The sequence below is a fragment of the Candidatus Nomurabacteria bacterium genome (genome assembly GCA_020631905.1).
In the GTDB taxonomy this organism is placed as follows: Bacteria; Patescibacteriota; Saccharimonadia; order Saccharimonadales; family VXPC01; genus JACKGQ01.
On record JACKGQ010000001.1, the window covers coordinates 254,402 to 278,983 of the forward strand.

Annotated in this window: 27 protein-coding genes; 20 read left to right on the top strand and 7 right to left on the bottom strand. The window is 46.5% G+C overall.

Annotated elements, in window-relative coordinates; genetic code table 11:
- The first annotated feature begins 9 nt into the window (after nt 1-9).
- Nucleotides 10-1,131, top strand: a complete 1,122-nt coding sequence (gene rpoD, locus H6798_01385) for an RNA polymerase sigma factor RpoD (GenBank protein ID MCB9821174.1) — start codon at nt 10-12, stop codon at nt 1,129-1,131.
- Between the two features lie 37 nt (nt 1,132-1,168).
- On the opposite strand, the gene msrA is transcribed toward rpoD, so the two are convergent.
- Complete coding sequence (msrA, locus tag H6798_01390) at nt 1,169-1,756, bottom strand: peptide-methionine (S)-S-oxide reductase MsrA (protein MCB9821175.1); 588 nt, start codon at nt 1,754-1,756, stop codon at nt 1,169-1,171.
- A 102-nt stretch (nt 1,757-1,858) separates the two neighbouring features.
- Between msrA and H6798_01395 the strand changes: the two genes are divergently transcribed.
- The gene (locus H6798_01395) at nt 1,859-2,059 is read left to right on the top strand and encodes a hypothetical protein (GenBank protein ID MCB9821176.1); all 201 of its coding nucleotides are present in this window, start codon (nt 1,859-1,861) and stop codon (nt 2,057-2,059) included.
- Here H6798_01395 and H6798_01400 read toward each other — a convergent pair.
- Entirely contained in the window at nt 2,056-2,967 is a 912-nt protein-coding gene (locus H6798_01400) for a D-alanyl-D-alanine carboxypeptidase family protein (protein ID MCB9821177.1), read from the bottom strand. The two genes, H6798_01395 and H6798_01400, sit on opposite strands and share 4 nt — an antisense overlap.
- 34 nt (nt 2,968-3,001) lie before the next feature.
- Here H6798_01400 and H6798_01405 point away from each other — a divergent pair, with 34 nt between their 5' ends.
- Entirely contained in the window at nt 3,002-3,343 is a 342-nt protein-coding gene (locus tag H6798_01405; GenBank protein MCB9821178.1) for a hypothetical protein, read from the top strand.
- Here the strand turns inward: H6798_01405 and H6798_01410 are convergent.
- The gene (locus H6798_01410) at nt 3,340-4,152 is read right to left on the bottom strand and encodes a hypothetical protein (protein ID MCB9821179.1); all 813 of its coding nucleotides are present in this window, start codon (nt 4,150-4,152) and stop codon (nt 3,340-3,342) included. The genes H6798_01405 and H6798_01410 overlap by 4 nt on opposite strands.
- Before the next feature lie 21 nt (nt 4,153-4,173).
- Here H6798_01410 and H6798_01415 point away from each other — a divergent pair, with 21 nt between their 5' ends.
- From H6798_01415 to H6798_01450, 8 genes are all read left to right on the top strand, one after another.
- Nucleotides 4,174-5,094: a threonine/serine dehydratase gene (locus H6798_01415; GenBank protein MCB9821180.1), complete on the top strand. Its 921-nt coding sequence runs from the start codon at nt 4,174-4,176 to the stop codon at nt 5,092-5,094.
- On the top strand, nt 5,091-5,924 hold the full coding sequence (locus H6798_01420) for a hypothetical protein (protein ID MCB9821181.1): 834 nt from the start codon (nt 5,091-5,093) through the stop codon (nt 5,922-5,924). The genes H6798_01415 and H6798_01420 overlap by 4 nt, the downstream gene beginning before the upstream one ends.
- A 49-nt stretch (nt 5,925-5,973) precedes the next feature.
- The gene (locus tag H6798_01425) at nt 5,974-6,336 is read left to right on the top strand and encodes a hypothetical protein (protein ID MCB9821182.1); all 363 of its coding nucleotides are present in this window, start codon (nt 5,974-5,976) and stop codon (nt 6,334-6,336) included.
- A gap of 112 nt (nt 6,337-6,448) precedes the next feature.
- Nucleotides 6,449-9,091, top strand: coding sequence for a DNA polymerase I (gene polA, locus H6798_01430; protein ID MCB9821183.1), 2,643 nt, complete (start codon nt 6,449-6,451; stop codon nt 9,089-9,091).
- The gene (locus H6798_01435; GenBank protein MCB9821184.1) at nt 9,092-9,652 is read left to right on the top strand and encodes an NUDIX domain-containing protein; all 561 of its coding nucleotides are present in this window, start codon (nt 9,092-9,094) and stop codon (nt 9,650-9,652) included. It abuts the gene before it with no gap.
- A complete protein-coding gene (locus tag H6798_01440) occupies nt 9,642-10,058 on the top strand; it encodes a nucleoside deaminase (protein ID MCB9821185.1) in 417 nt (138 codons plus the stop codon). Before H6798_01435 ends, H6798_01440 begins: the two co-directional genes overlap by 11 nt.
- Entirely contained in the window at nt 10,058-10,702 is a 645-nt protein-coding gene (locus tag H6798_01445; protein ID MCB9821186.1) for a hypothetical protein, read from the top strand. Before H6798_01440 ends, H6798_01445 begins: the two co-directional genes overlap by 1 nt.
- Entirely contained in the window at nt 10,702-11,112 is a 411-nt protein-coding gene (locus H6798_01450; GenBank protein MCB9821187.1) for an NUDIX domain-containing protein, read from the top strand. The genes H6798_01445 and H6798_01450 overlap by 1 nt, the downstream gene beginning before the upstream one ends.
- On the opposite strand, the gene H6798_01455 is transcribed toward H6798_01450, so the two are convergent.
- On the bottom strand, nt 11,109-12,653 hold the full coding sequence (locus H6798_01455) for a hypothetical protein (protein MCB9821188.1): 1,545 nt from the start codon (nt 12,651-12,653) through the stop codon (nt 11,109-11,111). The genes H6798_01450 and H6798_01455 overlap by 4 nt on opposite strands.
- 45 nt (nt 12,654-12,698) lie before the next feature.
- Entirely contained in the window at nt 12,699-13,880 is a 1,182-nt protein-coding gene (locus H6798_01460; GenBank protein MCB9821189.1) for an MFS transporter, read from the bottom strand.
- Between the two features lie 37 nt (nt 13,881-13,917).
- On the opposite strand from H6798_01460, the gene H6798_01465 reads away from it, so the two are divergent.
- Complete coding sequence (locus H6798_01465) at nt 13,918-14,496, top strand: HAD-IA family hydrolase (protein ID MCB9821190.1); 579 nt, start codon at nt 13,918-13,920, stop codon at nt 14,494-14,496.
- Here the strand turns inward: H6798_01465 and H6798_01470 are convergent, their stop codons facing one another.
- The gene (locus H6798_01470) at nt 14,497-14,733 is read right to left on the bottom strand and encodes a hypothetical protein (GenBank protein MCB9821191.1); all 237 of its coding nucleotides are present in this window, start codon (nt 14,731-14,733) and stop codon (nt 14,497-14,499) included.
- A gap of 92 nt (nt 14,734-14,825) precedes the next feature.
- Between H6798_01470 and H6798_01475 the strand changes: the two genes are divergently transcribed.
- The 3 genes from H6798_01475 (at nt 14,826) to holA (ending at nt 17,267) form a co-directional block, all read left to right on the top strand.
- The gene (locus H6798_01475; protein ID MCB9821192.1) at nt 14,826-15,353 is read left to right on the top strand and encodes a hypothetical protein; all 528 of its coding nucleotides are present in this window, start codon (nt 14,826-14,828) and stop codon (nt 15,351-15,353) included.
- A 148-nt stretch (nt 15,354-15,501) separates the two neighbouring features.
- Nucleotides 15,502-16,365, top strand: coding sequence for a bifunctional DNA-formamidopyrimidine glycosylase/DNA-(apurinic or apyrimidinic site) lyase (gene mutM / locus H6798_01480; protein ID MCB9821193.1), 864 nt, complete (start codon nt 15,502-15,504; stop codon nt 16,363-16,365).
- Nucleotides 16,362-17,267, top strand: coding sequence for a DNA polymerase III subunit delta (gene holA / locus H6798_01485; protein ID MCB9821194.1), 906 nt, complete (start codon nt 16,362-16,364; stop codon nt 17,265-17,267). Before mutM ends, holA begins: the two co-directional genes overlap by 4 nt.
- A 46-nt stretch (nt 17,268-17,313) precedes the next feature.
- Here the strand turns inward: holA and rpsT are convergent, their stop codons facing one another.
- Nucleotides 17,314-17,694 carry a 30S ribosomal protein S20 gene (gene rpsT, locus H6798_01490; GenBank protein ID MCB9821195.1) on the bottom strand — a complete coding sequence of 127 codons (381 nt, stop codon included), beginning with the start codon at nt 17,692-17,694 and terminating at the stop codon, nt 17,314-17,316.
- Between the two features lie 133 nt (nt 17,695-17,827).
- On the opposite strand from rpsT, the gene H6798_01495 reads away from it, so the two are divergent.
- The 5 genes from H6798_01495 (at nt 17,828) to pnp (ending at nt 24,562) form a co-directional block, all read left to right on the top strand.
- On the top strand, nt 17,828-19,429 hold the full coding sequence (locus tag H6798_01495) for a hypothetical protein (protein MCB9821196.1): 1,602 nt from the start codon (nt 17,828-17,830) through the stop codon (nt 19,427-19,429).
- 70 nt (nt 19,430-19,499) lie between these two features.
- Complete coding sequence (truB, locus tag H6798_01500; protein ID MCB9821197.1) at nt 19,500-20,333, top strand: tRNA pseudouridine(55) synthase TruB; 834 nt, start codon at nt 19,500-19,502, stop codon at nt 20,331-20,333.
- 29 nt (nt 20,334-20,362) lie between these two features.
- Complete coding sequence (locus H6798_01505; GenBank protein MCB9821198.1) at nt 20,363-21,262, top strand: hypothetical protein; 900 nt, start codon at nt 20,363-20,365, stop codon at nt 21,260-21,262.
- 744 nt (nt 21,263-22,006) lie between these two features.
- Nucleotides 22,007-22,273 carry a 30S ribosomal protein S15 gene (gene rpsO, locus H6798_01510; GenBank protein ID MCB9821199.1) on the top strand — a complete coding sequence of 89 codons (267 nt, stop codon included), beginning with the start codon at nt 22,007-22,009 and terminating at the stop codon, nt 22,271-22,273.
- 171 nt (nt 22,274-22,444) lie between these two features.
- Complete coding sequence (gene pnp, locus H6798_01515; protein MCB9821200.1) at nt 22,445-24,562, top strand: polyribonucleotide nucleotidyltransferase; 2,118 nt, start codon at nt 22,445-22,447, stop codon at nt 24,560-24,562.
- Nucleotides 24,563-24,582 lie beyond the last annotated feature (20 nt).

The following is a 24,582-nucleotide window of genomic DNA, read 5'->3' on the forward strand; positions in this document are numbered from 1 at the left end:
TTATGACTAATGGCAGGCAAGAAGAAAGAAAAAGTATTTGGCAAAAAAGAAATTGAGACTATCAAGCAAAGTCTAATCGAAAAAGCGGGCGAAGAAGCTAGCTTGGACTACAAACTTATAGTTGCCGAAATACCAGATACACCAAAGAATCTTAAAGCTATCGACAAAGTAGTCAAAGGTTTAACCGATGCTGGTGTTGAGGTAATTATGCCCGAAGAGCCAAGCGAAGACGACCTAAGTGACGATTGGGATGGTGAAGACGAAGAAATTGTTCTCGACGAAAAAACCTACCTCGACGATGTTTCCGACGACTCAGTACGCTTGTATTTGCGCGAAATCGGCAAAATACCTCTGTTGAGTCCAGAAGAAGAACTCGAACTAGCCTACAAAGTAAAAGAAGGCAATAAGCGCGCCAAAGATAAAATGGCCGAAGCCAACATGCGTTTGGTAGTGAGCATTGCAAAGCGCTACGTCGGACGTGGTCTAGATCTGCTTGATCTAATCCAAGAAGGCAACACCGGTCTGCTGCGTGCTGTTGAGAAGTTCGAACCAGACAAGGGTTTTAAGTTTAGCACCTATGCGACCTGGTGGATTCGCCAGGCTATTACCCGCGCAATTGCCGACCAAGCTCGGACGATTCGAATTCCGGTACACATGGTCGAAACGATTAATAAATTGTTGCGCACCCAACGTCGACTAGCCCAAGACCTCAACCGTGAACCAACTTTCGAAGAGATTGCCGAAGAGATGGAGATTGATGTCGACAAAGTTGAGCACATTATGAAGATCAAGCAAGATATTCATAGCCTCGACCAAACCATCCGCGACGACGAAGACGACAGCTCTTTAAGCGATTTTATCGAAGACACCGACACCATTACTCCCGAAGAATCAGCCACGAATCAGTTACTCAAAGAACATGTTAAAGAACTGCTTGCCGGCTTGTCTGAACGTGAACAAAAAATTATTCGCATGCGCTTTGGCCTAGACGATGGCAAGAACCACACTCTCGAAGAAGTTGGCCAAGAGTTCCAAGTGACCCGCGAACGCATACGCCAGATCGAAGCCAAAGCTCTAACCAAACTGCGCAAGCACAAAGACAGCAAGAAGCTCCTCGACTATATTAAATAGGCTCAAGTTTATATAATTGATTATATAAACTGCTTTCCTATTTTTTGCCGGATTGGATTTGTTGCCAGACTAGCTCTTTGAACTCTTTGCGACCACTGGCGTTTTTGTAGATTTCGTAGCGGGCGGCGCTCTTCTTGTAGAACTCTTGGTGATACTCCTCAGCCTCGTAAAAGGTCGTAAACGGGAGTATCTCGGTAACGATTGGCTTGTCGAACTTGCCAGAGTCCTGCAGAGTTTGTTTACTGGTTTCGGCTTGAGACTTCTGCTCGTCGGTTTCGTAGAAAATGGCAGCAGTATACGATGGTCCTTGATCGATAAATTGACCAAAGGCGTCGGTGGGGTCGATGTTTTGCCAGAAGATATCGAGCAGTTGCTGGTAGGTAATCTTGGCAGGGTCGTAGTAGACCATCACTGATTCACGGTGGCTTGTACGCCCCGTGTAGGTATCTTCATATGTTGGGTTATATTCGGTGCCACCGCCGTAGCCACTGATAGCATGTTTAACTCCAGGAGTCTCCTGAAAAACTGCCTCCATACACCAGAAGCAACCCGTCGCAAAAATTGCCCGTTTCAAGCCTGGCTCGATCTGTTCACGAACAATCACTTTAGTTTGATTTAATTCCATGGCTCAACTCCGTAAAGTACCTAAAATTATACAACTTTCTTAATCAAGACTAGCCATAAGCAAGTTGACAAATGTCTGTCTGTATGCTAATATATATGCACTATGACAGAAATAAAAATCACAGTAGTAGAAGAAGAAAATAATCAACCATCTACGGTAACCGTTAGACGTCTAGGCGGAGCCTCACTACCTAAAGATTATGGTAGTGGTAACTGGGATCCAGATGCTGGTGGCTACAACGACCCCGGTAGTGATCGCGCCATTGCAGCTAATAATGGTGCTGAAATCGACGGCGGTTTCTAGGCTACTTTTGCAAGTGCTTGTTTGCGAGCGGCAATCGACTCGTAAACCTGGTTTTCGACCATTCGACGGTGGGCTTCTTCTGGATTGCCTAGATATTGCCAATGCCAAGGTTCGTATATTATCCCGGCATGACTGATGGTCGATAAAGGGTTATCTGGATTAGGGTGATATGGCAGCCAGTAGCCACAGTCTGGCCCAAATTTTAAGAGTGCCTCAAATTCTAGGGATTGCTCAAAACTAGCAACATTATCTCTATAACCTGTCTGGGGATTTAGTAACAGTTTGCCAAATTGATCGCCGATAATCATAAAGTCCACAGCCGGGTGCCGGTAGTCGCTGTGTTGTGAACTGCCTGGCACCGAGCAACGCTTCAGCGCATCGCCGAGGCCATATTCAACAATCGCACGTAGCAAAGTTATTGCTTGGTATGAAGGCGATCGGTAGCCTGAATCGATAATTATTCCAGGACGTTCTGGCCAGTTGCGAATAGATATTTGTTCGACGATATACTGGTTGCAATTTGCCTGAAGGCTTAATAAATCGGAGTAAGTATGGCGGGGCATGAATTTTGTGTTCGGTTGCCGGTATTTACCGTCGGCACCAACATACGCTTGCTGGATTTCTGCAAATGCAGCATCTGGCGGCACGTCGGCAAATATCTCTATCGGTGATTCGGTGCCAGTTTGAGGTTTTTCTAGCAAGAGCACATCTTGAAAGATTCTTGCTGCGTGCGGATGAGAATCGAGCATGGCCAAGAGTTGAGTTTTTGAGTAAGTAGGAGCAAATTTATTGTCCGGCTGGCTCAATATACTAATAATCCAAGCGTTGGCCTCGCTCAGCTCTTCGCTAGACCAGCGCCCAGAGAACTCCTCTGGGGTTATTTTGTCGACTGTGTATGTTTCGGTCATTGCTCATACTCTAGCATACGCGTAAGATTCAATCATGTCAGAAGAATTAGACAGAACAGACCTAGATCGTGTTAGAGAGGCGATCGGCTTACACAAACTCGTAGCTGGTGAAACAAGTACTTGGTATCAAACAGATTGGCCAGGCTATAGGATTTCCATAACCGAAGGATGGGGTTCGATAGAAATTAGCGGTCAGTATCCTGCACCAGTTGAGCCCAATAGGGTCATTGAAGTGCCGGACAGATCATTCAGGCTGCTTGCAGATATTGACGGGTTATCGTACAAAATCGAAGAAATATTGTTCGGTAACTGGCGTGATGATGTCGATGGGCATGGCTATCGAGTAGGCGATAGTGATGAAATCTACTACGATTAGATTGTCGTTCTGAGTCTACGAATAGCAACAAACTGGTGCGGATTACTGAGTTTCGTGCAGTCGATGCCAGCACGAGTTATCGGGAGTGTTTCGCGTACGACTCCTCCCAGATATTGGGGATTCTTACGGCTAGAATGAGCAAGTTCTATGGAGTTGTTTTCTGTGTTCACAATAACGGCGATATGTTGGCGTTTATCGGCACCATCTAGCATATGCACCAGATCTCCTATCTGGGCATCCTCAGGACTTACAGCGTAGCTAGAAAAATCCGATGTGAGTGTGCGAACGTTACATAAATTGGCTGGCTTTCGGTTGAAATTATCGACTACCCAACTAATTGGTACGTCGTTCGGAAGGTTTTTAATCTCTTCGGGCGTAAGCTTATGCTTTTCTTGCCATTCTTTATAGTTTAGGGCTCCGTTCATGACAGCTTCTTTAGGCATTGCAAGCATGTCTGACAGTCGTACTCCATGAACAACTTCAAGCACTTCAGACATAACATAATATACAAACCCTGAGCACTCGATTGCCTTATAGTTCATCGACTTATCTGGGAGGCTTCCATCTATTAGCTTTTGCCGGATTTGCTGACCATTTAGATCTGGGTAATTCGCCTTAATGTAGTCGACAGATCTCTTGATTTCATCTGGACTAGTTTTGCCAAGACCTCGGATTGCTTGCTTGGTCTCTATATATAGGTCATTGCGTAAATAGGGAGCCCAAAAAACTTCGCCGGTGTTTGTGGTGTAAGAGAATCTGGAAATTGCTCGATTCAGAGCATTTTGAATATCTTTCTGTTGACCCGTCATCAGGTATAATATCTTAACACAATGATACCAATAGCAGATATCTACGAGGCCCGGAAACGGATTTCACGGGTAGCCAAACTTACACCTGTTCTTACTTCGAACAGTATCAATCTAGAACTTGGACGTAAATTATTTTTTAAGTCAGAGCATCTGCAGACAACAGGAAGCTTTAAAATACGGGGGGCTTTAAACGCGGTCTTGCAAGCACCTGAAAATGCGCCAGGGATTATCGGTTTTTCCTCTGGTAATCACGCCCAGGGCTTGGCCTACGCAGCCAGCATATCGTCAAGGCCAGCAATTGTAATTATGCCTAGCGACTCCTCGAAGCTAAAGGTAGAAGCCACCAAACGATATGGCGCCAAGGTTGTTACTGAGGGGGTAACAGTCGAGAATCGTTACGAGATATTAAGCAAGATGATTGTCGAAACCGGGTATCATCCGATTCCACCTTTTGATGACTATCGAGTTATGGCAGGTCAGGGTACGATAATGCTTGAACTGCTCGAGCAAGTTTCGGATCTGGATGCAGTGCTTGTTCCGGTAGGTGGTGGTGGGCTGATTAGTGGCATAGCATCCGTAGTAAAGCAGTTAAAGCCATCGATCGAAGTTATTGGTGTTGAGCCTGTTGGTGGCGACGATACCTACCAGAGCTTACAGAAAGGTGAAAGGGTTCAGCTAGATAAACCACCGACAACAATCTGTGACGGTATCCGGACGATCATACCTGGCGAAAAAACCTTTCCGATCATTCAAGAGACAGTCGATAGAATCATAGTTGTCCCTGATGAGGCAACAATCAGGGCTCAAGCGTTGATCATGCAGAGAATGAAACAAATAGTTGAACCTACGGCGGCGATCACCCTAGGTGCTGTGCTTGTCGACAAAGATTTGCCAAGTAACGTCGGCTTAATCTTGACCGGCGGAAATTGGATGCCACAATGAGCTTAAACAACATTAATCCAGATATTTTAAACTTACCCATACCTAGTTTTGAGGCAAAGCGTAAACAAAAAACGACCAATGGCTACGCCGACATATCACTCAACCACGACCACCCATTATTCAATGATCCAGTGGTTAAGTTGAGTGCTTACGATGTTCGATGTCAAAGTTATTATGCAAACAATAGTTGGCTCGGCGAAGGGAGTGGTTTTGAGGCGGCGATGCGAGATGTCTATGTTCGTCAGGACATAGCTGAGCGGCTACAACGTATCAACGCTTTTCTCGGATCGACAACCGCAGACTTTATTCACGAAGCACTTGGTGGAAGGGTCGATATTTTTGTAACAGATGGTCTTAGACCAGTGGCATTGATAGAGGAGCTCTATCACCGACTAGTTCCAGATTCAATCCGCAGAGATCACCCTGAGTTGAGTGAGGCCGAAGTTATGCGCTGGCGTGACCATCGTATGGCCAAACCAGATTCGAATGCGCCACACTCTACCGGTGGTGCTATCGATATAGCGCTTTCGTATCCCGCAACAAATCAAAAAGTACCAAATGGCTTTGAAAGAGATAATATGGAAACAATGATTCCAGAATATCTAGAGATTCTGGAGTTAAGCCAACCACTTTCACCCGAGCAGAGACTAGCCCAGCTTAATCGACGGATACTCTATTATTTAATGACATCTGCCAGTTCCGAACGTGGTGGGGCAGATTTTGTTAATAATGGACTTGAGCTCTGGCATTTTGGAACAGGTGACAAACTCTCTGGTTTAATTGGCGATAGAGACGCTTATTACGATCAGGTTGCGGAGCTTCCAGAGTAAGCAGCATACTATTGACAGACGTAAGAAAATAATTTATAAACATATACCTATGAATACTGAAGCAGGCAATTTATCTCAGCCCACTACTTACGGGCTATTAGACACACTTTGGTTTGATGAAGATCTGCCAACAACCCCAGTAATATCTAATGGTATGGGTGACATACTACGAGCAGATAGCTTCGAGTTGCCACCGGATGAAACAGTCGGCGACAGTAGGCCTATGCAGGTTATCCGTGTTCAAATGCAAGATGGCTCTGTGCATTTTCATATTGGCGATGGTACATTCGGTGATACCAATCAGAATGCTGTCACACTGAGAAAAGGCGATGTACTAGAAGGGGTGCCAGACCCAGAGAGATCTGCCGAACGTTTAGTCAAAATTGGTCGCTATGTGCACCGAGCAATTTAATTCTTATCCAAAAAAATAACTTACTAATTAGAACTTCGCATATAAAAGTTGCTTGGTAGTTTGCTTTAAAACAAAGCCCGAATACCTATATGTTATGGTATAATATTTACAGATGAGCAAGAGGTTAGTGATTATCGATGGCATGTCCGTCTTCTACCGGGGCTACTATGCCATGCCTAGCCTGAGCACCAAAGACGGCACACCGACAGGGGGTGTTTATGGTTTTACAAGCCTGGCACTCGAGATTATCAAGCAACTCGAACCAAATTATGTATGCGTAGCATGGGACAAGTCAAAAACAAGTACTCGCAAGCGCCTAGATCTATATCCGGAATACAAAGCTGGCCGCAAACCACCTCCACCAGATTTTTATGCTCAGATACCAATTTTAAAAGAATTGCTCGAAGCATTCAGTTGGCCGCTGTATGAATGCGATGATTATGAAGCCGACGATATCATTGCGACCCTTGCCAAGAAAGCCGAGGCCAAAGACATCCAAACAATTATTATCGGTTCGGATTTGGACTTGCTCCAAGCGGTGACCGCTAAGACACACATGTACGCGCTCAAGAAAGGCTTTAGTAACATTCAACAGTTCGACGAAGCCGAATTCGAGAATAAATATGGTATTAAAGTTGAGCAGTTTATTGATCTAAAAGCAATCATGGGAGATGGCAGCGACAATATCCCAGGTGTTTCCGGTATCGGCAAAAAAGGCGCTGCCGAGTTATTGCAACAGTTTGGCACGCTCGAGAATGTTTACGAAAATCTTGATCTTGTAAAAGAGTCGATGCGTAAAAAACTAGAAGCTAGTCGAGACATGGCTTTCTTGAGCAAAAAAATCGTCACCCTTATGCTCGACGCACCGGTCGATCTGGATTTAAAAGCTATGGATGTGAATGATGTCGATGCAGCTAGGGTGCGGGCAGATCTCCAAAAACTTGAATTTCATAGTCTGCTGCGTAGTTTGCCAAAGACGATGGTAGACGCAGCGGCTCCAATTTTGGCACCGCAATCTAGCAGTAAGCTTACTTTACCCAAAGTGCACATACACAATCGTCTCGACAATTTTTCGGATATCGACACAAGCAAACCTGTGTTTACGCACGTTTTTTGTAAGGGTAGATTTGGTGATGACCCTCAGGCTGTGCTCCTAGCCAACGACAACAAATCTCTACATATCTACAAGTCCGTCGGCCCAGAACTCAGAACTCAGAACTCAGAACTCAGAATCTATGGTTATGCCACTAAGCATAGCTTACAGATGTTGATCAGGCATGGTTTTGAGCAAGTCGAAGTCGAGCACGATATTAAAGTCGGAGCATTTTTAATAAATCCTTTGATTCGTGAACAATCGTTGAGTGCAATCGCTCTGAGCGATGCAGGCTACGATATCGAGCTGGATGATCTAGATGTTCAGGAGTTTATTTCGAAAGCACCAGAAATGTGCGCGATTATCCATGCAGTTGTCGACAAGCAAAAAGATGTAATGCAGAAGACAGGCCGACTTAAAAAGCTCGCAGAGGATATCGAGTGGCCAGTAATACCAGTATTAGCGCGAATCGAGCTCGCTGGCATGAAACTCGACGCCGACTATTTACGTAAAATGGGCGAAGAGATGTCTGGCAAGATTAGCGATCTTGAGCAAACTATTTACGGCTACGCCGACGAACAGTTCAATATCAGCAGTCCAACTCAGCTTGCCGATATTCTATACGACAAATTAGGTCTACCAACTCAAGGCGTAAAAAAAGGCAAAACAGGCTACAGCACGGCTGCCAGCGAGCTGTCTAAACTCCGTAACCTTCATCCAATTATCGAATACATTAGCGAATATCGGGAGCTTACAAAGCTCAAGAGTACATATATAGATACCTTGCCAGAACACCAAGGTGCCGATGGCCGAGTACGTAGCGATTTACGCCTGACTGTGGCGGCTACCGGACGCTTGAGCAGCAGTGAACCGAACCTCCAGAATATCCCTGTTCGTAGCGAAGTTGGCAAAAAAATTCGGAATGCGTTTGTTGCCGAACCAGGTAACTTGCTTGTTAGTGCCGACTATAGCCAGTTCGAGCTGCGTCTAGCAGCCGTACTTGCCGGCGATAACGACATGGTCGAAGCTTTTAATAGTGACGAAGACATCCATACACTTACCGCAAGCCAGGTATTTGGCGTGGCACTAGAAGATGTGACGCGCGAGATGCGCTACGATGCCAAGACTGTTAACTTTGGTATTCTTTACGGCCAGGGTAGTCATGGTCTAGCCCAACAAACGGGTATGAGCTATGGGGAGGCCAAAGAGTTTATCGACAAATATTTCGAAAAGCGGGCTGCTATACGCGAGTACATCAAGCACCTGCGCGAGCAAGCCAAAGAGCAGGGCTACGTCGAAACGATGTTTGGCAGACGTCGGCCAACACCAGATGTTGCCAGCAGTAACTTTATCGTCCGCGAGGCAGCTTACCGCCAGGCAGTTAATATGCCAATTCAGGGGAGTGAAGCCGATTTAATGAAGATGGCGATGATTAAACTCGAGAACGAGTTTAATCATAGTTCTGAGTTCATGGTTCTAAGTTCTAAGCAGAAACCACGGCAGATTATGCAGGTCCATGACTCGATCATCGTAGAATGTCGTGAGCAAGATGCCGAAAAGGTTAGCAAGTTAATGAAAGAAACTATGGAAAACATCTACCCAAGCCTCGAGATTAAACTCAAGGTAGATGTATCCGTAGGCACCAATTGGGGAGATCTTTAAATGAATGAAGACATAGCATTTAAAGGAAGATTGTTTGAGATTGTACATCTTCTGCAGGCCGACGGCCGAGTGTTCGAGGTTGCTAGGCGAGCACCTGGGGTGCGATTAATTGTTGCAAATCAAAATGAAAAGAAGATTTTACTTACTAAAGAATTCAGGCGTGAGCTAGATGCCTGGGATTATCGTTTGCCTGGCGGCAAAGTATTCGATTCACTCGACGAATACGAAGCTTTTCGACAATCTGGTAAAGACATTCTAGTGGCTGCCAGATCCAAAGCTACTCAAGAAGGTGCCGAAGAAGCTGGGGTTGATATAAAAGACGTCGAGCTATTTGAAAAGTCTACTCTTGGGGCAACTGTAGAATGGGATTTGTTTGTGTTCGAAGTCACCAACTGGCAAGCACATAAAGATGGCCAAAAATTGGAAGATGGCGAGAACATCGAAGCCGACAACTGGTTCAGTTACGGGCAAGCTAAACAAATGATTTTAAATGGTGAAATGCAAGAACACCGCATCGCTTTGCTACTACTACAATGGCTGGAGAAACAAAATGACCGATAAAGATTTTCTAAGAATTGCTGTAGAAGAGTCAAAGAAAGTTCCTGCGCCTTACGGTTTCGGTGCTGTAATAGTTAAAGATGGCGAATTAATTATTGCAGAGCATAATCATGTAGCCGAGTATAACGACCCTTCGGCACACGCTGAAGTAACTGCTATTCGAGCAGCATGTTCAAAGCTTGGTGATTGGCACATCCATGGCACGACAATGTATACGTCCCACGAACCATGCATGATGTGTTTATGTTGTGCTGCCTGGGCACAGATTGACAGGATTGTGTTCGCAACTCGTGCTGATGAGCTTACGGAAGATATGTATGAGTTCAGAAACGCCGAATTCAAGAATATTGCTAGCAAGCTACAGAGACAAATTGAGGTTCAGTATTTGCCTTTAAGGATCGAGGAATAATGGAAGTACCGTATAACTTACATTTTGAGCCGAGTTGCGAAGAAGTGGTGTTGATTGCCCCGGGTAGCTCAGGCGGTATGAAGCAGAGCTTAATTAGGGCCGTGTTTGAACGTGCTGTCGAGCAGAGGCTGACAGTCCTAGCCTTTGACTATCCGTATTACTACCGCGGTGACGAGCAACCATCAAGTCAACTAAGAGAAGAAGTTGAGGCTATGGCCGAAGCCACGGATTTACTATCTGAGGCTGGAGCAAAGAGTCTGCATATTATAGGGAAGTCGTTGGGAGGAGTTGTTGCCAGCATACTGCTCAGACACACTAGGCAGATGGAGCGTGAAGCCGATAAGCTAGGTGAAATAACTGAACCAGATGGCCCTTGGTCTTCGCTGTCGGATAGAGTTCGACTTACAGTAATGGGTTTTGTTATGCCTGATATAACAATCGAAGACCTAGCTGCCTATCGGGTCGATATTATTCAAGGACAGTTCGATCGATTTGCGAATGTCATGGATATCCGCGACATGCTCGACAACGCAGATAGGCCTGATATTGGCGTAACAGAAGTTGTTGGCGCTGATCATAGTTTTCGTGATTCTAGTGGCGACGATATCTATGTGCAAGCAGCTGTTAATCTGATCGAGTGGTGATGACTAGCTTGATTCATAAAGTTGCTGGGATAATAATAAAAGACAGGCAGTTACTGGTGGTGCGTGAGTTTGGTAAGAGCGTGTTTTTTAGCCCGGGTGGTAAGATTGAGCCCGGCGAAAGCAAAGAGCGGGTGCTAATGCGCGAGCTGGCCGAAGAACTCGGAATTCAGACAACCCCCAAAGATTTCAGGCCTTTTGGCCATTACAAGGCCGAAGCTGCCGGGAAGGTAGGCGCGATGCTCGAGATGGATGTACTGATGGTTACGAACTACGAAGGCCAAATAAGGGCTGGTAGCGAGATCGAAGAGCTAGCTTGGGTCGACAGCCAGAACCAAGCCGGCTTAGAGCTTGGCAGTATATTTGAACATCATGTTATTCCCGAGCTAAAATCGAAAAACTTAATTGACTAGCGTCTAGATAAGTCGAGCAGATCAGACCAATACAAGATTGAGCCACTGGCTAATAGTCGGTTAACTTCGGGTATTAGATCGTTGTCATTAAAATAGCCACTCCAAACTGCTATCGGGCTGTGGTTGACTGCTATCAGACCATCTTCTATATGTACTGAGTCGAACGAACTAGTTTCAAGCAGACTTGGGTTACCTGCAGCGATTAGTGTAATCTTGCCTGGATCGTATGGTACGAGTCGTAGGTCGTACAGCTCACCAGATATGACCGAGTAAGAGCCAATAAAAGCTATTTGATCAAAAGCATTGCGTATTACGAGCGGGTTTTGGATGGTCGTAAAAGCGTATGCACCTTCGTATGCTTCGTCTATCTGATAAAAGTAAACAGCTGTAACATTATTTAAGTACTCAATTGACCCCTCGCCATTTAACACCGACTCGATACTCGATTGTGCTGCCTCTTGTGGACTTGGCTCTTGCTCTAGGTAGTTAAGCGTATTAAAGTTTGAATTCATGTATTTGTTGTAGTAGCTGGCGGGGCAGATTCGGTAATAATTGGTTAAGTCGACCAAGCCAGACTTGAAGCCAGGGTATTTAGCCTCGATATCTTCGATAATCGCATATTGCTTGAGCTGGTAAACCGAGCCCCAATCTACATCTCCCGGTAATACCATGCCTCGAGAAGTGAGCATTTCCGTAACAAGCGTAGCCCAATCTTCATGCTCACTTTGAGCACCGTAGGCGACCGCAAACTGACGAAACTCTGAAGGTTCGATTAACCATGGAGCTGGATCTAGATAGCGATCATTCAGGTAGCTGATTTGTCTCTGACTAGACTGCAGCTCGGCAATAAGTTGATGGTATCTACTGCCTGAGTTGCATAATTCGGTCTGAAGCGCATGAGCAATCTCGTGTACGAATGTGTCTGGCCCGGCCGATTCGTCAACCGCAATATCTTGGATGCCAATGTTGAACGCAGATTTGTTGAAAGTCACTCCAGCTGCGTCGCCCAAATTTGGGTTATCCGGGATAGAGTCAATCGAGGCAAAGACCGAAATGCGCAGATCGAGTGAGCGGACTAATTCGCTTGGGTAAAATCCTGGCCCGAGAATCGGTCCACTCGGGTCTGGATAAGGCAGGTTATCGTACAGTGGCTGATAGATGGGATCATTCAGGCCGGCTGGGGCGTCTTCGGGAGTGTATACCGGGTTATATTCAACCCCACGTGCAACCAATGTTTGCTGGATGTAATCGGCTTGTAGACCGGTGTCAAAATACGCGTTTCTCAGTTTTAAGGATTCAAGTATTTGTTCAAACATGCCGCCAACAGGTATCGGCGTTTTCTCGATACATACTTGGCTGCCTGGACTCGTTTGGACGGTCGACTCGACGGATGGTTGCTGGTTTGAGTCTGCCATACTTGCAGCTGTATCGGTCGAGCTGTAGTCACCATCTAAGGCTAGTCCAAACATGCTCGATAACACTAAACCAAAGGCTACAAAGCGGCGGCGCACAAAGGGCTGCTCGTATCTTGTTATTTTCATGTCACACTAGTAAAGCACCCGTTCACCTGATCGACAAGCATAAGCTTAGGCGCGTCTAGGCTTAATGCCAAGAGCACTAATAGTTACGAATACAAATAAAAACGCCAAAAATGCGTAAGACGACCGAGCTCCGAACAGACTAATAAACACGGCGATGCCAAGCTTAGCGACCAGCGATCCTGCAAATGTCGATGTGTAATATGTAGGGTAGGCCATGTCTTCTTCGTGGCGATCAACTTGGTCGAACACAAATAGTTCGCAGATTGGCTCTAGGAAAGATAAAGCCAGCGAACAAGCAATCGTAACCCCGATCACAACATGTATGTCATTGGCAATTAACATTAGTATTGAGGCAATTGTGAGCAACGAAAAACCGGTGGCAAATATCTTTCTATACCCGAAAAATCGGACGGTTTTAACTGTCAAAAATTCGAACAAAAACAGCGGCAACTGCGTTGCTCCAACTACCAACCCGACACTAGTTGGGCTGTAACCGTTATCGAGCATAAACAAAGGCAAAAATGCCCAGACGTAACCCCACCACAATCTAACTCCTAAGCTCTGGATATAGGCAATGGTTAAGTTTTTTCGAGATAAGTAAAACTTAATGTTGGCTAGCGGATCGGTATCGAGCTTGACGCGTCGTTTGCCCTTAACATGTATCGGTAACAAAACGATTATTATTGCCGAAATCATGATAAAACCACCGCTTAGTAATAGGGTGTTTCTTGTACCTAACTGACTTAATGCTAGTCCTCCAAGGATTGGTCCCACAAACCAACTAAAGTTAATCAGCGAGCCAAAGATACCCTGAAGGTTTGTGAATTCACGCTTAGAGCTTGTAGTGTCTTTAAGGGCGATATTGATTGCGTTGCCGCCAAACATCAATAATATATTGGTTAAACAGTAGGTAATAATCGCGACTGGCACAACTTTTGTAAGACCCAAAAAAATGGTTGCAAACGACAGGAGTATTCCCGAAACCACATATATAACAATCTCGCTATATTTTTCGAGCAGATACGGCGCGACCATGGTAAACACAATCGCCAGTAGCGAGCCGAGTGCGGCTACGTACCCAACCGCAGCATCGGTTAGACCGATGTTATGAAAATATATCGAGGCAATCGCGGTTAATATCGATGTGCCCATCGATAGGGCAATCCTAGATACCAAGATCTCGCCACTGGCTTTTATATGGATTGGACTTTTTAAGAAATCGCTCATGAAGTCTGAGTATAAACCAAGCGTGTACAATATAGCTATGATAAAAGCAGTTTTGTTTGATTGCTTCGGGGTTTTGGTCGAAGATGGGCTGGGGATTATGAGCCGTGAATTTCAGCCCACGCAAAATCAGTGGCAAGAAATGCAAGTTTACCGATTGCAGGCCGACCAAGGCAAAATCGATAGCCAGCAAGTTCAGCAAGAGTTTGCCCGGATTCTGAATGTTAGCTACGAACAGATCGCCAATTCTTTTGGTCGTCTTCACAAGAACTATTCAATGTTCGAAATAGTTAAAAGTATCAAGAAGCAAAATTTAAAAACCGGACTCCTCAGCAATGTGAGTCCTGGCTTTATTGAACGTTATTTTAGCCCCGACGAAAAAGGACTGTTCGACACAATGCTACTAAGTTTTGAACTCGGTTTCACTAAGCCAGACAAACGCTTTTTCCAAGAGGCAGAGTTACGGCTTGGAGTCGATTCGAGTGAGTGCATATTTATCGATGACAACCAGCAAAACGTAGCCGCTGCGGAAGCCTTAGGCATGCTCGGGCATGTTTATGGCAACTTGAATGATCTCGGTTCGTTTCTTCGAGTTAATGGGGTTGGTGTTGAGCTTTAATTAGCGGATTTTGACGTAGAGTTTACGAGTTAGTTGGCAACGAGTTTTAACCTCGTAGTAGCGCATTCGCAAGATGCTAGCAGTGGCAGCGTTGGGCATATAAACTGTTAACATGTTTGGCTGAATCCGGATTTCTGGAGTTAGCTCGAACTCTTGGCGAATAAATTCTCGGAGTGCGGTTACTTCTGTTGGCTCCTCCATGTTCTTCTGCAATAAAAGATCTTTAAGCGAATCCATGAGCTAAGTATATAGTATTGAAGAAATCGTCTAAGTATTGTAGAATATGCATCTGGACAATCCGGTCCAATTACCCAAAAAGGGGTACGTACATGAACGAAGATTTCCATTCTGATATCGGTGGGGTTCGTGACCAGCTCAACAGCTTGTTACGGGAAATCAGGGAGCTTCAGGCAAGAGCTGCCCAGTTCCAGTCTGATCTCGATCGCCGTCGTTCCGTGCAGCTCGACCCTGGCATCACCTCTGTTGACGCACAACTCGCGGAGTTCAGGTTGAAGATCATGTTCCTCCGCACAGAGTTGCTCGATGTCGCTGAGGGGGGCATCACCGAGGCCTATGCCAGCAGAGTCGACGAGAGCATGCCCGGTGTCGTGGAGTTCTACAACGAGTTCTTCGAAGCTCTCCAGACCTACGTCTTCGAGCCCGACTGGTTCCCGTTGAGGTTGGTCTTGGTGCCGAAGCCATCGAGCTGGCACACGCCCTCGGTGTCTCACACCCAACTGGTAGACAGTTTCAAGCAGGAACTCGCTGAGTTGTTCGCCAAGCACGGTGTGACCAGTGGACGCGTCGACGTCCGTAGAGGTCAGATCGTGGCCTTCACCCTGGATCCCCAGCGGTAGATGGCTAGAAGCGGATCGGATTACCACTCCGGGGTGTGGAGCGTTAAGTTCCACCCCGGGGTGCCGATTCATGAAAACGACACTCCGACAGGAGTGTTTTTTGCTACAAGAACTATGAACAGAAGTCTCCGGACTATATACTAGCTGTATGCCGGAGTTACCAGAAGTCGAGACGGTTGTTTTGGGTTTGCGCAGCCTTTTACCTGGACATAAGTTTGTGCGGGTCGAGTTTGACTGGTCAAAAAGTTTCCCGAATACGCAAGCCGATGTCGAGAAGTTTTTGTTTGGTAGCGATGTAATCGATGTCCGACGTCGCGGTAAGGCAATTTTAATCGATCTTAGCAGTGATTATACATTGGTAATTCATCTCAAGATGACCGGTCAACTTGTATATCGTGGTGAGTCCGATTTCGGCGGCGGTCACCCAAGCGACAGCCTAGTCGACAAACTGCCCGACAAGTCGACTCGGGTTGAGTTTGAGTTCGAAAACGGTCATAAATTATTCTTTAATGATCAGCGAAAGTTTGGCTGGGTCCGGCTGTTACCAACTCTCGAGGTTGGCGAAATAAATTTTATGAAAAATCTTGGCCCAGACGCGCTAACAGTCACTGACACAGAGTTTGTAAAAAGATTTAAATCTCGCCACAAAAGTATTAAAGCCTGTTTACTCGATCAGACTATCTTGGCGGGTTGCGGTAATATCTATGCCGATGAGGCTTTGTGGGCTAGCCAAATACACCCAAAAACTACCGCCAGTAAACTGACAGACAAGCAGCTTGCCGAGCTGCATAGATGCCTCCAACAAGTCCTAAAACTCAGCATTAGCTTGGGTGGCAGTAGTAGCAAAAACTATGTTAACGCTCAAGGCGAACGCGGCAGTTATTTAACTTTTGCGAACGCTTACGGGCGTGATGGTTTGCCATGCAATCGTTGTGGGCAGGAGATGACTAAAATGGTGGTCGCTGGTCGAGGTACACACGTCTGCCAGGGCTGTCAGCGAGTCAAAAAATGAGCGTAACGACATTAGTCGGTAGCCCTCAACGTGTCCTAGATGAGCTTACCAAGATCAGGACAAATTTTATCGATCAGTACGGCGAATTAGCTGTCGAAGTTATTGATGATCCTGAGCTGCCACTAGAAACTATCCTGGCGGCAGCTGCTAGTTTGCCGTTTTTGGTCGAGCGAAAACTGGTAATAATTAAGGATCTAAGTAGGTTTAGCGACGCACAAGACCTACAGAACTTATTGGCAGCCACTAGTGATAGCGTGGAGTTAGTGCTCACGGATCGCAATCTAGATAAACGTAGTAAGTTATATAAAACTCTCCAGAAAACTACCGAATTTAATGAATTACGTCCTGCCAGTGGACAAAACCTAGTTCGACAAATTATCGCTTGGTCGCAAGAGATCGACTTACGGCTGAGCCCGCAAGCAGCCGAGTATTTGATCGACCAGGTAGGTGAAAACGAGGCGATGCTAAAGAGTGAGCTCCATAAGCTTGCGATTGTCGGCAAAGCCGATAAATCTACGATCGACGAGTTGGTCGAGAAACAGGTTCATAGTCGGGTTTTCGATTTACTTGATGCAGCCATGAACAAGCAACTGGCGCTAGCCGATCAACTTTACGCCGAACAACGTGCCCAAAAAGTTGAGCCACAGGCAATCTGGGCTCTAATTGTTTGGCAACTTCAGGTGCTGGCACTTGCCAAGACCACTAAAGACCCGGAGGCCATTGCAAAGCAGGCTGGTATAAATGTCTACCCAATCAAAAAGGCCTTAAAGCTAGCTAAAAGTATGGATTATGCGCGAATGCTAGACTTAACAAATCAAGCAGTTGAGCTAGACTTATCGATAAAAAACGGTATCGACCCAGACTCAGCAATTAGACTATTTCTTGCGAACCTAGCGACCTAAAAAGCCTCTGCTAGAGAGGCTTTAGATGTGTTTGGTGGTTTTGAGACTATTTATTAGCTGGTGCCTTTTTAGGAGCAGCTTTTTTTGGAGCTGGCTTAGCAGCTGGAGTTTTCTTAGCTGGTGCCTTTTTGGCAGCCGGTTTCTTAGCTGTTGAGCTAGGCTTTGAGCCGGCTTGCTTGGCCGCATTGGCAACTTGGGCCTTTTTGCGGGCGGCTTTATTTTTGTGAATCACGTTCTTTTTGGCAGCTTTATCGATTGCACTGTCGACGGCAACTTTAGTGGCCTGGATATCGGCAGATTTTCCACCCTTTATGGCTGCCTGGAAAGCTTTTAATGCATCACGGACTCGACGCTTGGCAACACTGTTGCGTTTGGTGGCCGCGTTAGTCTGCTTAACACGCTTTTTTGCAGATTTTATGATTGGCATTTTATTCCTTTTGACATTAGTTATTATCTTATAACCGGTGTAATATACACTAAAATCTTACTTTAAGCAAAAACTACTTGAATAAACAAAACGTTTATGGTAATGTACCAGGAGTAAAACTAAAAATAAAAATATGGATCAAAATTCACCCAATCCTAAGCAACAAATAGTCGAAAAGCTAAAATCGTCCGAGAACGTTTTAGTAACTGTGAGCACTAACCCAAGTGTCGATCAGCTAGCAGCCGCCATAGGCATGACCTTACTGCTAGACAAACTTGGAAAACGAGTAACCGCTGTCTATAGCGGAGAAACTCCAAGTACAATCGAATTTCTTAATCCAGAGGGAAATCTGCATAAAGGTATCGACAGCCTTCAGGATTTTATTATTTCACTCGACGCCAGTAAGGCAGACAAGCTGCGCTATAAAAGAGATGGCGATGTTGCAAAGATCTTTATTACTCCCAATAAAATCGCGATTTCCGAAGACGACCTCAGTTTTAGTAAAGGTGATGTAAATGTCGACACTGTGGTTGCGCTCGGAGTTGATCAGCGCGAACACCTCGATCAGGCGATAGTTGCCCATGGCCGAATACTCCACGATGCCAGTGTGCTGACTATGATGGCTGGCAATGCTACTAGTGATGTTGGATCAATCAATTGGCAAGATCCGGCTGCTAGCAGTTTGTCGGAGATGATTGTTAGCATCAGCGAAGCTTTTCAGAGTGGTTTGCTTGATGCACAGATGGCAACAGCCTTCTTAACGGGCATTGTAGCCGAAACAGATCGGTTCAAGAATAGCAAGACCACGCCAAAAGTCATGACAATGTCGGCTCAGTTGATGTCGGCTGGAGCAAACCAGCAATTGATAGCCGATAATCTGAGTCAGCCACCCGTAGAGCCAGAAAAGACCGAACCAGAAAAGGTCGAACCTGAAGTTGCACCAGCAGAGTCAGAGCCACAACAAGAGCAGCCGGAACAACAGTCTGCCGAAAGAGTCGATTTTAATAACGCACCTACCGAAGAAAAAAAGCCCGCCCAATCTTCTGATGTGCTGAACTTTAATATGCACGACATCGAAGGCAACGTGACTTACGGCGACGAGGCTGGCGGGGCCCAGAAGGCCAAAGCAGATGACGAAGTTGAGGTAGACTTACGTACCGATCGAATTCATATCGATAACGAAGGCAATATGCAGGCCGTCGACAAAGAAAACCCCGATTCAAATTCGAGTGAAAATGCCGGTGTGTCCGAGAACCCAGCCAACCTTGGTCAAGCATCTACTGCAACTAGTCCAGAGCCCGAAGCCGAGAACCAGTCACCGGAAGCCGAACGTCACGCCGAAGGTGGCGAGAGCTTTGCTCTCAATAAGCGCATGAAGGTCATCCAACCACTACCACCAGAACCAGAAGAAAAGCCTGACGCAACATCTGCTCCAGAGGTGTCGGACAGGACAATCGACGATATCGAGACTCGTATCCAGCAGAATAATATACCAGAAGCAGACCAGGCAGTCATCGAACCTGCGTTGCCGGTTTCCCAAGATAATGCTCGCGAACAAGTTTATGATGCAATTAAAGCCGATTTACCAAACGAGGCTCCAGAGCCTATCAAAGCCCTCAACGCAATGCCTCTTAACGAAGGTGATACCGAACCGTTAAGTGAGCCAACTCAGCCTCAAGTAGAGTCGACAGCACCACCGCTACCACCTCCGCCAATCGCTCCCGATGGCGCTTAATTAACCTTTGTCTAGTTAGCCTATTTTATGTATTCAGATTATATAATCGATTATATAATCTGAATAAGCAATGGAATTAGACAGAATCTTACTAATTGATAAACCTCAAGGTTGGACATCGTTCGATGTTGTCGCCAAAATTCGTGGCTCTATGCAAAATAAGTACAACTTGGCTTTGCGGGATACACCCGAGCTTTGTGGTTGCGAAGAGTGCAAGGCAGAAGTGAAGCGCAGAGCAAGCCTTACATCAGTAAGGCGCGCGAGCACTGGAACTTCTAACGCGGCAATCACGCACCAGACGACTGGGAATGATCAGATTCATTCTGATTATCCAAGGCGTCGACACAAAATTCGGGTGGGTCACACAGGTACATTAGACCCTATGGCTACGGGTTTGCTGGTGATTGTGACTGGCAAGAACACAAAAATGGTCTCCGAGATGATCAAGCACGACAAAACCTACGAGGTCGAACTAACTTTGGGTTCGATAAGTGACACAGGTGATGCCGAAGGTAAGCTGACCAATCTAAATAAGCTTGTACCAGATGCACTGGCGGTAGACGAAGCAGTCTTAAGTTTTGTTGGCGAAATTATGCAGACACCGCCCGCTTATTCGGCGATAAAGATTAACGGCAAGCGGGCTTATCAGCTAGCCCGAGAGGGCAAAGAAGTAAGGTTAGAGCCACGCAAAGTGAACATTTACTCAATCTTAGACATAAAGTACGAGTATCCAGTAGTAAGTTTTGTGGCCGAGGTGAGTAGTGGCACCTATATTCGCTCACTGGTGCAAGATATCGGCCAGATGCTTGGCACAGGTGCTTACATGAGTGGCCTCAGGCGCACCAAAGTCGGCGAATATGATATTGATGACGCCACAGAACCTGAATCGCTTGAGCTTGCATAAGCCAGAGTATGGAGTATAAGTAACGGCTTATGAGTGCAAGAAGCCGTCATACACCTACTTTGAGTGGCAGACTAGATATGGTCTTCCCGAATGACCCGATGTCCGAGGCCCGTAGCAGTGGGCGAATGGTGGTTCAGGAATTTACCTGGGGCGATGCATTGAGTAAAGTTGTCGAACAACTAGATATTAGCGTAGCAGATGCCCTAAAAATGCTCGGCATATCTTTGGAGACCGTCCAGAACAGTGGCGTGATCAAGCTGACCGATGGGGCATATGCCGAATATCAGGAAGACCGGGTCGATGAACTGGCTAGAACAATCGCTACGCAGATACAGCCAGAAATCGAAAGAATTGGGTTGCGATTCGAGGAGCTTAAGGCTGGTTGGCGTGTTGAGGAGGATCGTCTGGATAGCTACCAAAAACTAGCTGAGATGCTCCTAAATTATGCTAGTGAGACAGATAATCTGCATGAAGACCTTAACTCTCAAGCAAGACATTTTCCACCTCGCACAGCTCTAAGATATGCAATTTATGAACTCAGGGATTTTAATGACGATCTTCAGGCTAGACTCCGGGATATGGCCGGTCGCTTAGAAAAAAGTGCACACCTACTATCGTTAGCCGATCTGGCGACAGGTGTACTTGAAGCCGGTCTCTCAAGTTCTTACGGACAACTAATTACCTCTAGGGCTCTAGCTTCGACCATAGAAGCTATTTTGCAGGGGCATCGTTACGACGTTTCGCGCGTCTTGGTTGATCGACTTCTGGTTGGTGACACTCAGCTAGATGTTTTTAGGAGACAACTACGAACCGAAGCATATGAGTACTGCTTGGCCGAAGCTCGAGACAGGTGGCAGCAGGTTGCCGAAGTTGTCTTTCTAGCCGAAGATCCATACTACTTAAGAGTTAAAAACGGTCAAGAACAATAAAATAACTTGCATAATATTTACACATATGTTATAATGATGTAATCAACCTGAGGTGAGGTGTTTAACCCCTTGAGTTGAACATTTACAATCAGGTACTAGAAAAAAAATCGCGGTGGCGAGGCAGACGACGGTGTTGGATTACCGTATGGCGCCTTAGCCCCAGTTGGCATGTTGCAAGCAGCAATTCTGCAGCGTCATCTGACGTGCACCACATTTGTTGGCCGGCAAAGATTAGCCGGACTTGCCAAACTTCTCCGAGGTGCGCGTCGCGTGCTTTGGGGTGCGTGCGGGCTCACCCGCAACCGAATGGGCGATGCCGGATCCGCTGGCCGCCGAATAGACCCTAGTGAAAGGGGTAAGCTGTGGTCCCACCGGGCCTCTAGGCCGTACCGGTCCAAGATGCTACCACCCGAAAGGGGGAGCTATATCAGACTGGTACGGCTATCTTCAGTCAAAATCTGGTGCTCCGCTACAGGCTTGCGTCCACTACGTGGCCACCTGGGGCGGAGCACCGAGACCCAATGAAAACCGCCGCCCCGACCTCGTGCAATCGGCCGCAAGGCAGCATGGGGTCGGGGCACAGGTTATCTAGTACCTGAATTTCCACTAAATCTTAAAAGAGTTAAGGTTTGATGGAGATTAAATACTTGCCACATCTGTTATTTGTGGTACAATTTAGGCTAACGCCATCACTCTTATCTGAATAATTAGAAGAGTACAAAGTAATAAAGGAGTAATACCTGCATGATTTCAGCTGATAAGAAAGCTAAAACCATCAAAGCCCACGCCCGCAAAGATAGCGACGTCGGCTCACCAGAAGTTCAGGCAGCTGTGCTGACAGAACGCATTAAAGAAGTTACTGAACATCTTAAAGTTAATAAAAAAGATAATATGGCTCGCCGTGGTCTGCTTCAGATGGTCGGCAAGCGACGTCGATTATTGAGCTACTTGGCCCGCAAAGATGCTGCTGGCTACCAAGCTTTGATTAAAAAGCTCGGCATTCGCAAGTAGTTAGGCTTAGTTAGTTTGGGGTGAACCCCCGAACTCTAGTGAGCCTAACTATAAGTCTCACAAGAACATTATTAAAAGTCAGCTTTTGTAAGTAATAGATCTAGACTACTCGGATAGTAATCTCGGAGTATTTAAATCTGTTACTTAAGCTGACTACTTAGAAGGAGATATATGGATATTATCAATCCTAAAGGCGACAAGACTTTACGTGTAAGTACAGAATTTTGTGGCCGCGAATTAAGCCTAGAAGTTAACCGTTTGGCTTTCCGCTCGGAGGCTGCCGTCTTGGTAACTTACGGCGACACTGTTGTGCTTGGCAACGTCAATGTTGGCGACCCGATTTCGGGTATGGACTATTTTCCGCTTACAATCGACTACGAAGAGCGCTTTTATGCAGCCGGCAAGATAAGTGGCTCGCGCTACATTAAACGCGAAGGTAAGCCAAGCGACGACGCTGTGCTTATCGGGCGACTTATCGATCGGCCAATTCGACCACTGTTTCCGAAAGGTTATCGTAACCAAGTGCAGGCAGTAGCGACTGTCTTGAGCCTCGATCCAGAGGTTCGACCAGACGCTGTAGCCATGATTGCCATCAGTACCGCCATGACACTAACCGGAGTGCCGTTTGACGGCCCTGTAGCTGGAGTGCGTGTTGGTTTGGTTGATGGCAAGCTAGTAGCTTATCCAAATACCAGCGACATCAAGACAAGCGATCTAGATATTATGGTTGCTTGTGTCAAAGACGGTGTAATGATGGTCGAGGCCGGGGCAAACGAAGTTAGTGAGGCGACAATCGTCGAAGCTATGGAGGTTGCGCTAAAGGCCGTACAACCAGTCCTCGAGCTGCAAACCAAACTAGCCAAAGATCTAAAAGTTCAGGCTCAAGAATACGAGCTGTTGCTGCCAGATGCCGATATCGACGAAGCTGTAACCGACTTTTTGAAGGGTAAACTAGGCGATAAGGTCCAAGGTGGTTACTTTGAGCGCAAAGCTAGCTTAGACGAATTACGTCAGCAGATGGTCGACAAATTTAGTGCCGATTTAGGTGAAGATGCATGGGGGGCTGTAAAAGGTCAGTATCTCGATGCTTTCGAACTAATCGTTAATAAAGATGTTCGAGAACAAATTATTACCAAAGGCGTGCGCCCCGATGGCCGCGAACTTACCCAGGTTCGACCATTAAGCAGCCAGGTAGGTGTATTGCCGCGAACTCACGGCAGCGCCATTTTTACTCGTGGTGTAACCCAGGCGTTAAACATTACAACCTTGGCGCCCCTATCTTACACACAAGCGGTTGATACAATGGAAAAAGACGAAGAGCGACGCTACTTCCATCACTACAATGCCCCTGCCTATACTTTAGGCGAGACTGGCCGTATGGGTAGCCCAGGCAGGCGCGAGATTGGCCACGGTTATTTGGCCGAGCGAGCGGTTAGCCCGATGCTTCCTAGTGAAGAAGATTTCCCATATGCAATCAGAACAGTTACCGAGATTATGAGCCAGCATGGTAGCACCAGCATGGCCGCTACTTGTAGTAGTGTACTTAGCCTGATGGATGCCGGCGTGCCTCTAAAGCGGCCAGTCAGTGGTGTGGCTATGGGTCTGATTATGGATGGCAAGAAGCCGGTTGTGCTAACCGATATTCAAGATGCCGAAGACTTTGCTGGTGATATGGACTTTAAAGTCACTGGCACCACCGAAGGCGTAACCGCCCTACAGATGGACATGAAAGTTCATGGCCTGCCAGTCGATGTATTAGCTAAAGCCATTGAACAGGCTAAGCAAGGCCGCGCCGATATCTTGGCTCACATGCTCAGCGTGATCAAGGCGCCACGAGCCGAACTCAGCCAATATGCACCACGTGTCGAAACCATCAAGATTAATCCAGACAAGATCCGCGATGTGATTGGCAAGGGTGGCGAAACCATCCAGAGGATTATTGCCGAAACAGGTGCCGATATCGACATCAAAGACGACGGCACAGTCTTCTTAGCCAGCAACGACGGCGAGATGATGGCCAAAGTTAAGCAGATGATTGCCGACCTAACCGAGGAGCCAGAAGTTGGCAAAATCTACCGCCAGCGTCCGGTTGTTAAGGTGATGGATTTCGGGGCATTCGTAAATCTCTTCCCAGGTACCGACGGCATGGTTCACGTGAGTGAAATGGCCGAAGAGAGGGTTGAGAGCCCAAGCGATGTAGTTAAAGAAGGTGATCTTGTCGACGTTAAACTGATGGCGATTGACGACCGAGGACGACTTAACCTAAGCATGAAGAAGGCCAAAGGCTAGAGCTGCCAAATAGCATCCAT

Coding starts and splice junctions, on each gene's coding strand:
- rpoD (MCB9821174.1), top strand. CDS start 10: ATGGCAGGCAAGAAGAAAGAAAAAGTATTTGGCAAAAAAGAAATTGAG.
- msrA (MCB9821175.1), bottom strand. CDS start 1,756: ATGGAATTAAATCAAACTAAAGTGATTGTTCGTGAACAGATCGAGCCA.
- H6798_01395 (MCB9821176.1), top strand. CDS start 1,859: ATGACAGAAATAAAAATCACAGTAGTAGAAGAAGAAAATAATCAACCA.
- H6798_01400 (MCB9821177.1), bottom strand. CDS start 2,967: ATGACCGAAACATACACAGTCGACAAAATAACCCCAGAGGAGTTCTCT.
- H6798_01405 (MCB9821178.1), top strand. CDS start 3,002: ATGTCAGAAGAATTAGACAGAACAGACCTAGATCGTGTTAGAGAGGCG.
- H6798_01410 (MCB9821179.1), bottom strand. CDS start 4,152: ATGACGGGTCAACAGAAAGATATTCAAAATGCTCTGAATCGAGCAATT.
- H6798_01415 (MCB9821180.1), top strand. CDS start 4,174: ATGATACCAATAGCAGATATCTACGAGGCCCGGAAACGGATTTCACGG.
- H6798_01420 (MCB9821181.1), top strand. CDS start 5,091: ATGAGCTTAAACAACATTAATCCAGATATTTTAAACTTACCCATACCT.
- H6798_01425 (MCB9821182.1), top strand. CDS start 5,974: ATGAATACTGAAGCAGGCAATTTATCTCAGCCCACTACTTACGGGCTA.
- polA (MCB9821183.1), top strand. CDS start 6,449: ATGAGCAAGAGGTTAGTGATTATCGATGGCATGTCCGTCTTCTACCGG.
- H6798_01435 (MCB9821184.1), top strand. CDS start 9,092: ATGAATGAAGACATAGCATTTAAAGGAAGATTGTTTGAGATTGTACAT.
- H6798_01440 (MCB9821185.1), top strand. CDS start 9,642: ATGACCGATAAAGATTTTCTAAGAATTGCTGTAGAAGAGTCAAAGAAA.
- H6798_01445 (MCB9821186.1), top strand. CDS start 10,058: ATGGAAGTACCGTATAACTTACATTTTGAGCCGAGTTGCGAAGAAGTG.
- H6798_01450 (MCB9821187.1), top strand. CDS start 10,702: ATGACTAGCTTGATTCATAAAGTTGCTGGGATAATAATAAAAGACAGG.
- H6798_01455 (MCB9821188.1), bottom strand. CDS start 12,653: ATGAAAATAACAAGATACGAGCAGCCCTTTGTGCGCCGCCGCTTTGTA.
- H6798_01460 (MCB9821189.1), bottom strand. CDS start 13,880: ATGAGCGATTTCTTAAAAAGTCCAATCCATATAAAAGCCAGTGGCGAG.
- H6798_01465 (MCB9821190.1), top strand. CDS start 13,918: ATGATAAAAGCAGTTTTGTTTGATTGCTTCGGGGTTTTGGTCGAAGAT.
- H6798_01470 (MCB9821191.1), bottom strand. CDS start 14,733: ATGGATTCGCTTAAAGATCTTTTATTGCAGAAGAACATGGAGGAGCCA.
- H6798_01475 (MCB9821192.1), top strand. CDS start 14,826: ATGAACGAAGATTTCCATTCTGATATCGGTGGGGTTCGTGACCAGCTC.
- mutM (MCB9821193.1), top strand. CDS start 15,502: ATGCCGGAGTTACCAGAAGTCGAGACGGTTGTTTTGGGTTTGCGCAGC.
- holA (MCB9821194.1), top strand. CDS start 16,362: ATGAGCGTAACGACATTAGTCGGTAGCCCTCAACGTGTCCTAGATGAG.
- rpsT (MCB9821195.1), bottom strand. CDS start 17,694: ATGCCAATCATAAAATCTGCAAAAAAGCGTGTTAAGCAGACTAACGCG.
- H6798_01495 (MCB9821196.1), top strand. CDS start 17,828: ATGGATCAAAATTCACCCAATCCTAAGCAACAAATAGTCGAAAAGCTA.
- truB (MCB9821197.1), top strand. CDS start 19,500: ATGGAATTAGACAGAATCTTACTAATTGATAAACCTCAAGGTTGGACA.
- H6798_01505 (MCB9821198.1), top strand. CDS start 20,363: ATGAGTGCAAGAAGCCGTCATACACCTACTTTGAGTGGCAGACTAGAT.
- rpsO (MCB9821199.1), top strand. CDS start 22,007: ATGATTTCAGCTGATAAGAAAGCTAAAACCATCAAAGCCCACGCCCGC.
- pnp (MCB9821200.1), top strand. CDS start 22,445: ATGGATATTATCAATCCTAAAGGCGACAAGACTTTACGTGTAAGTACA.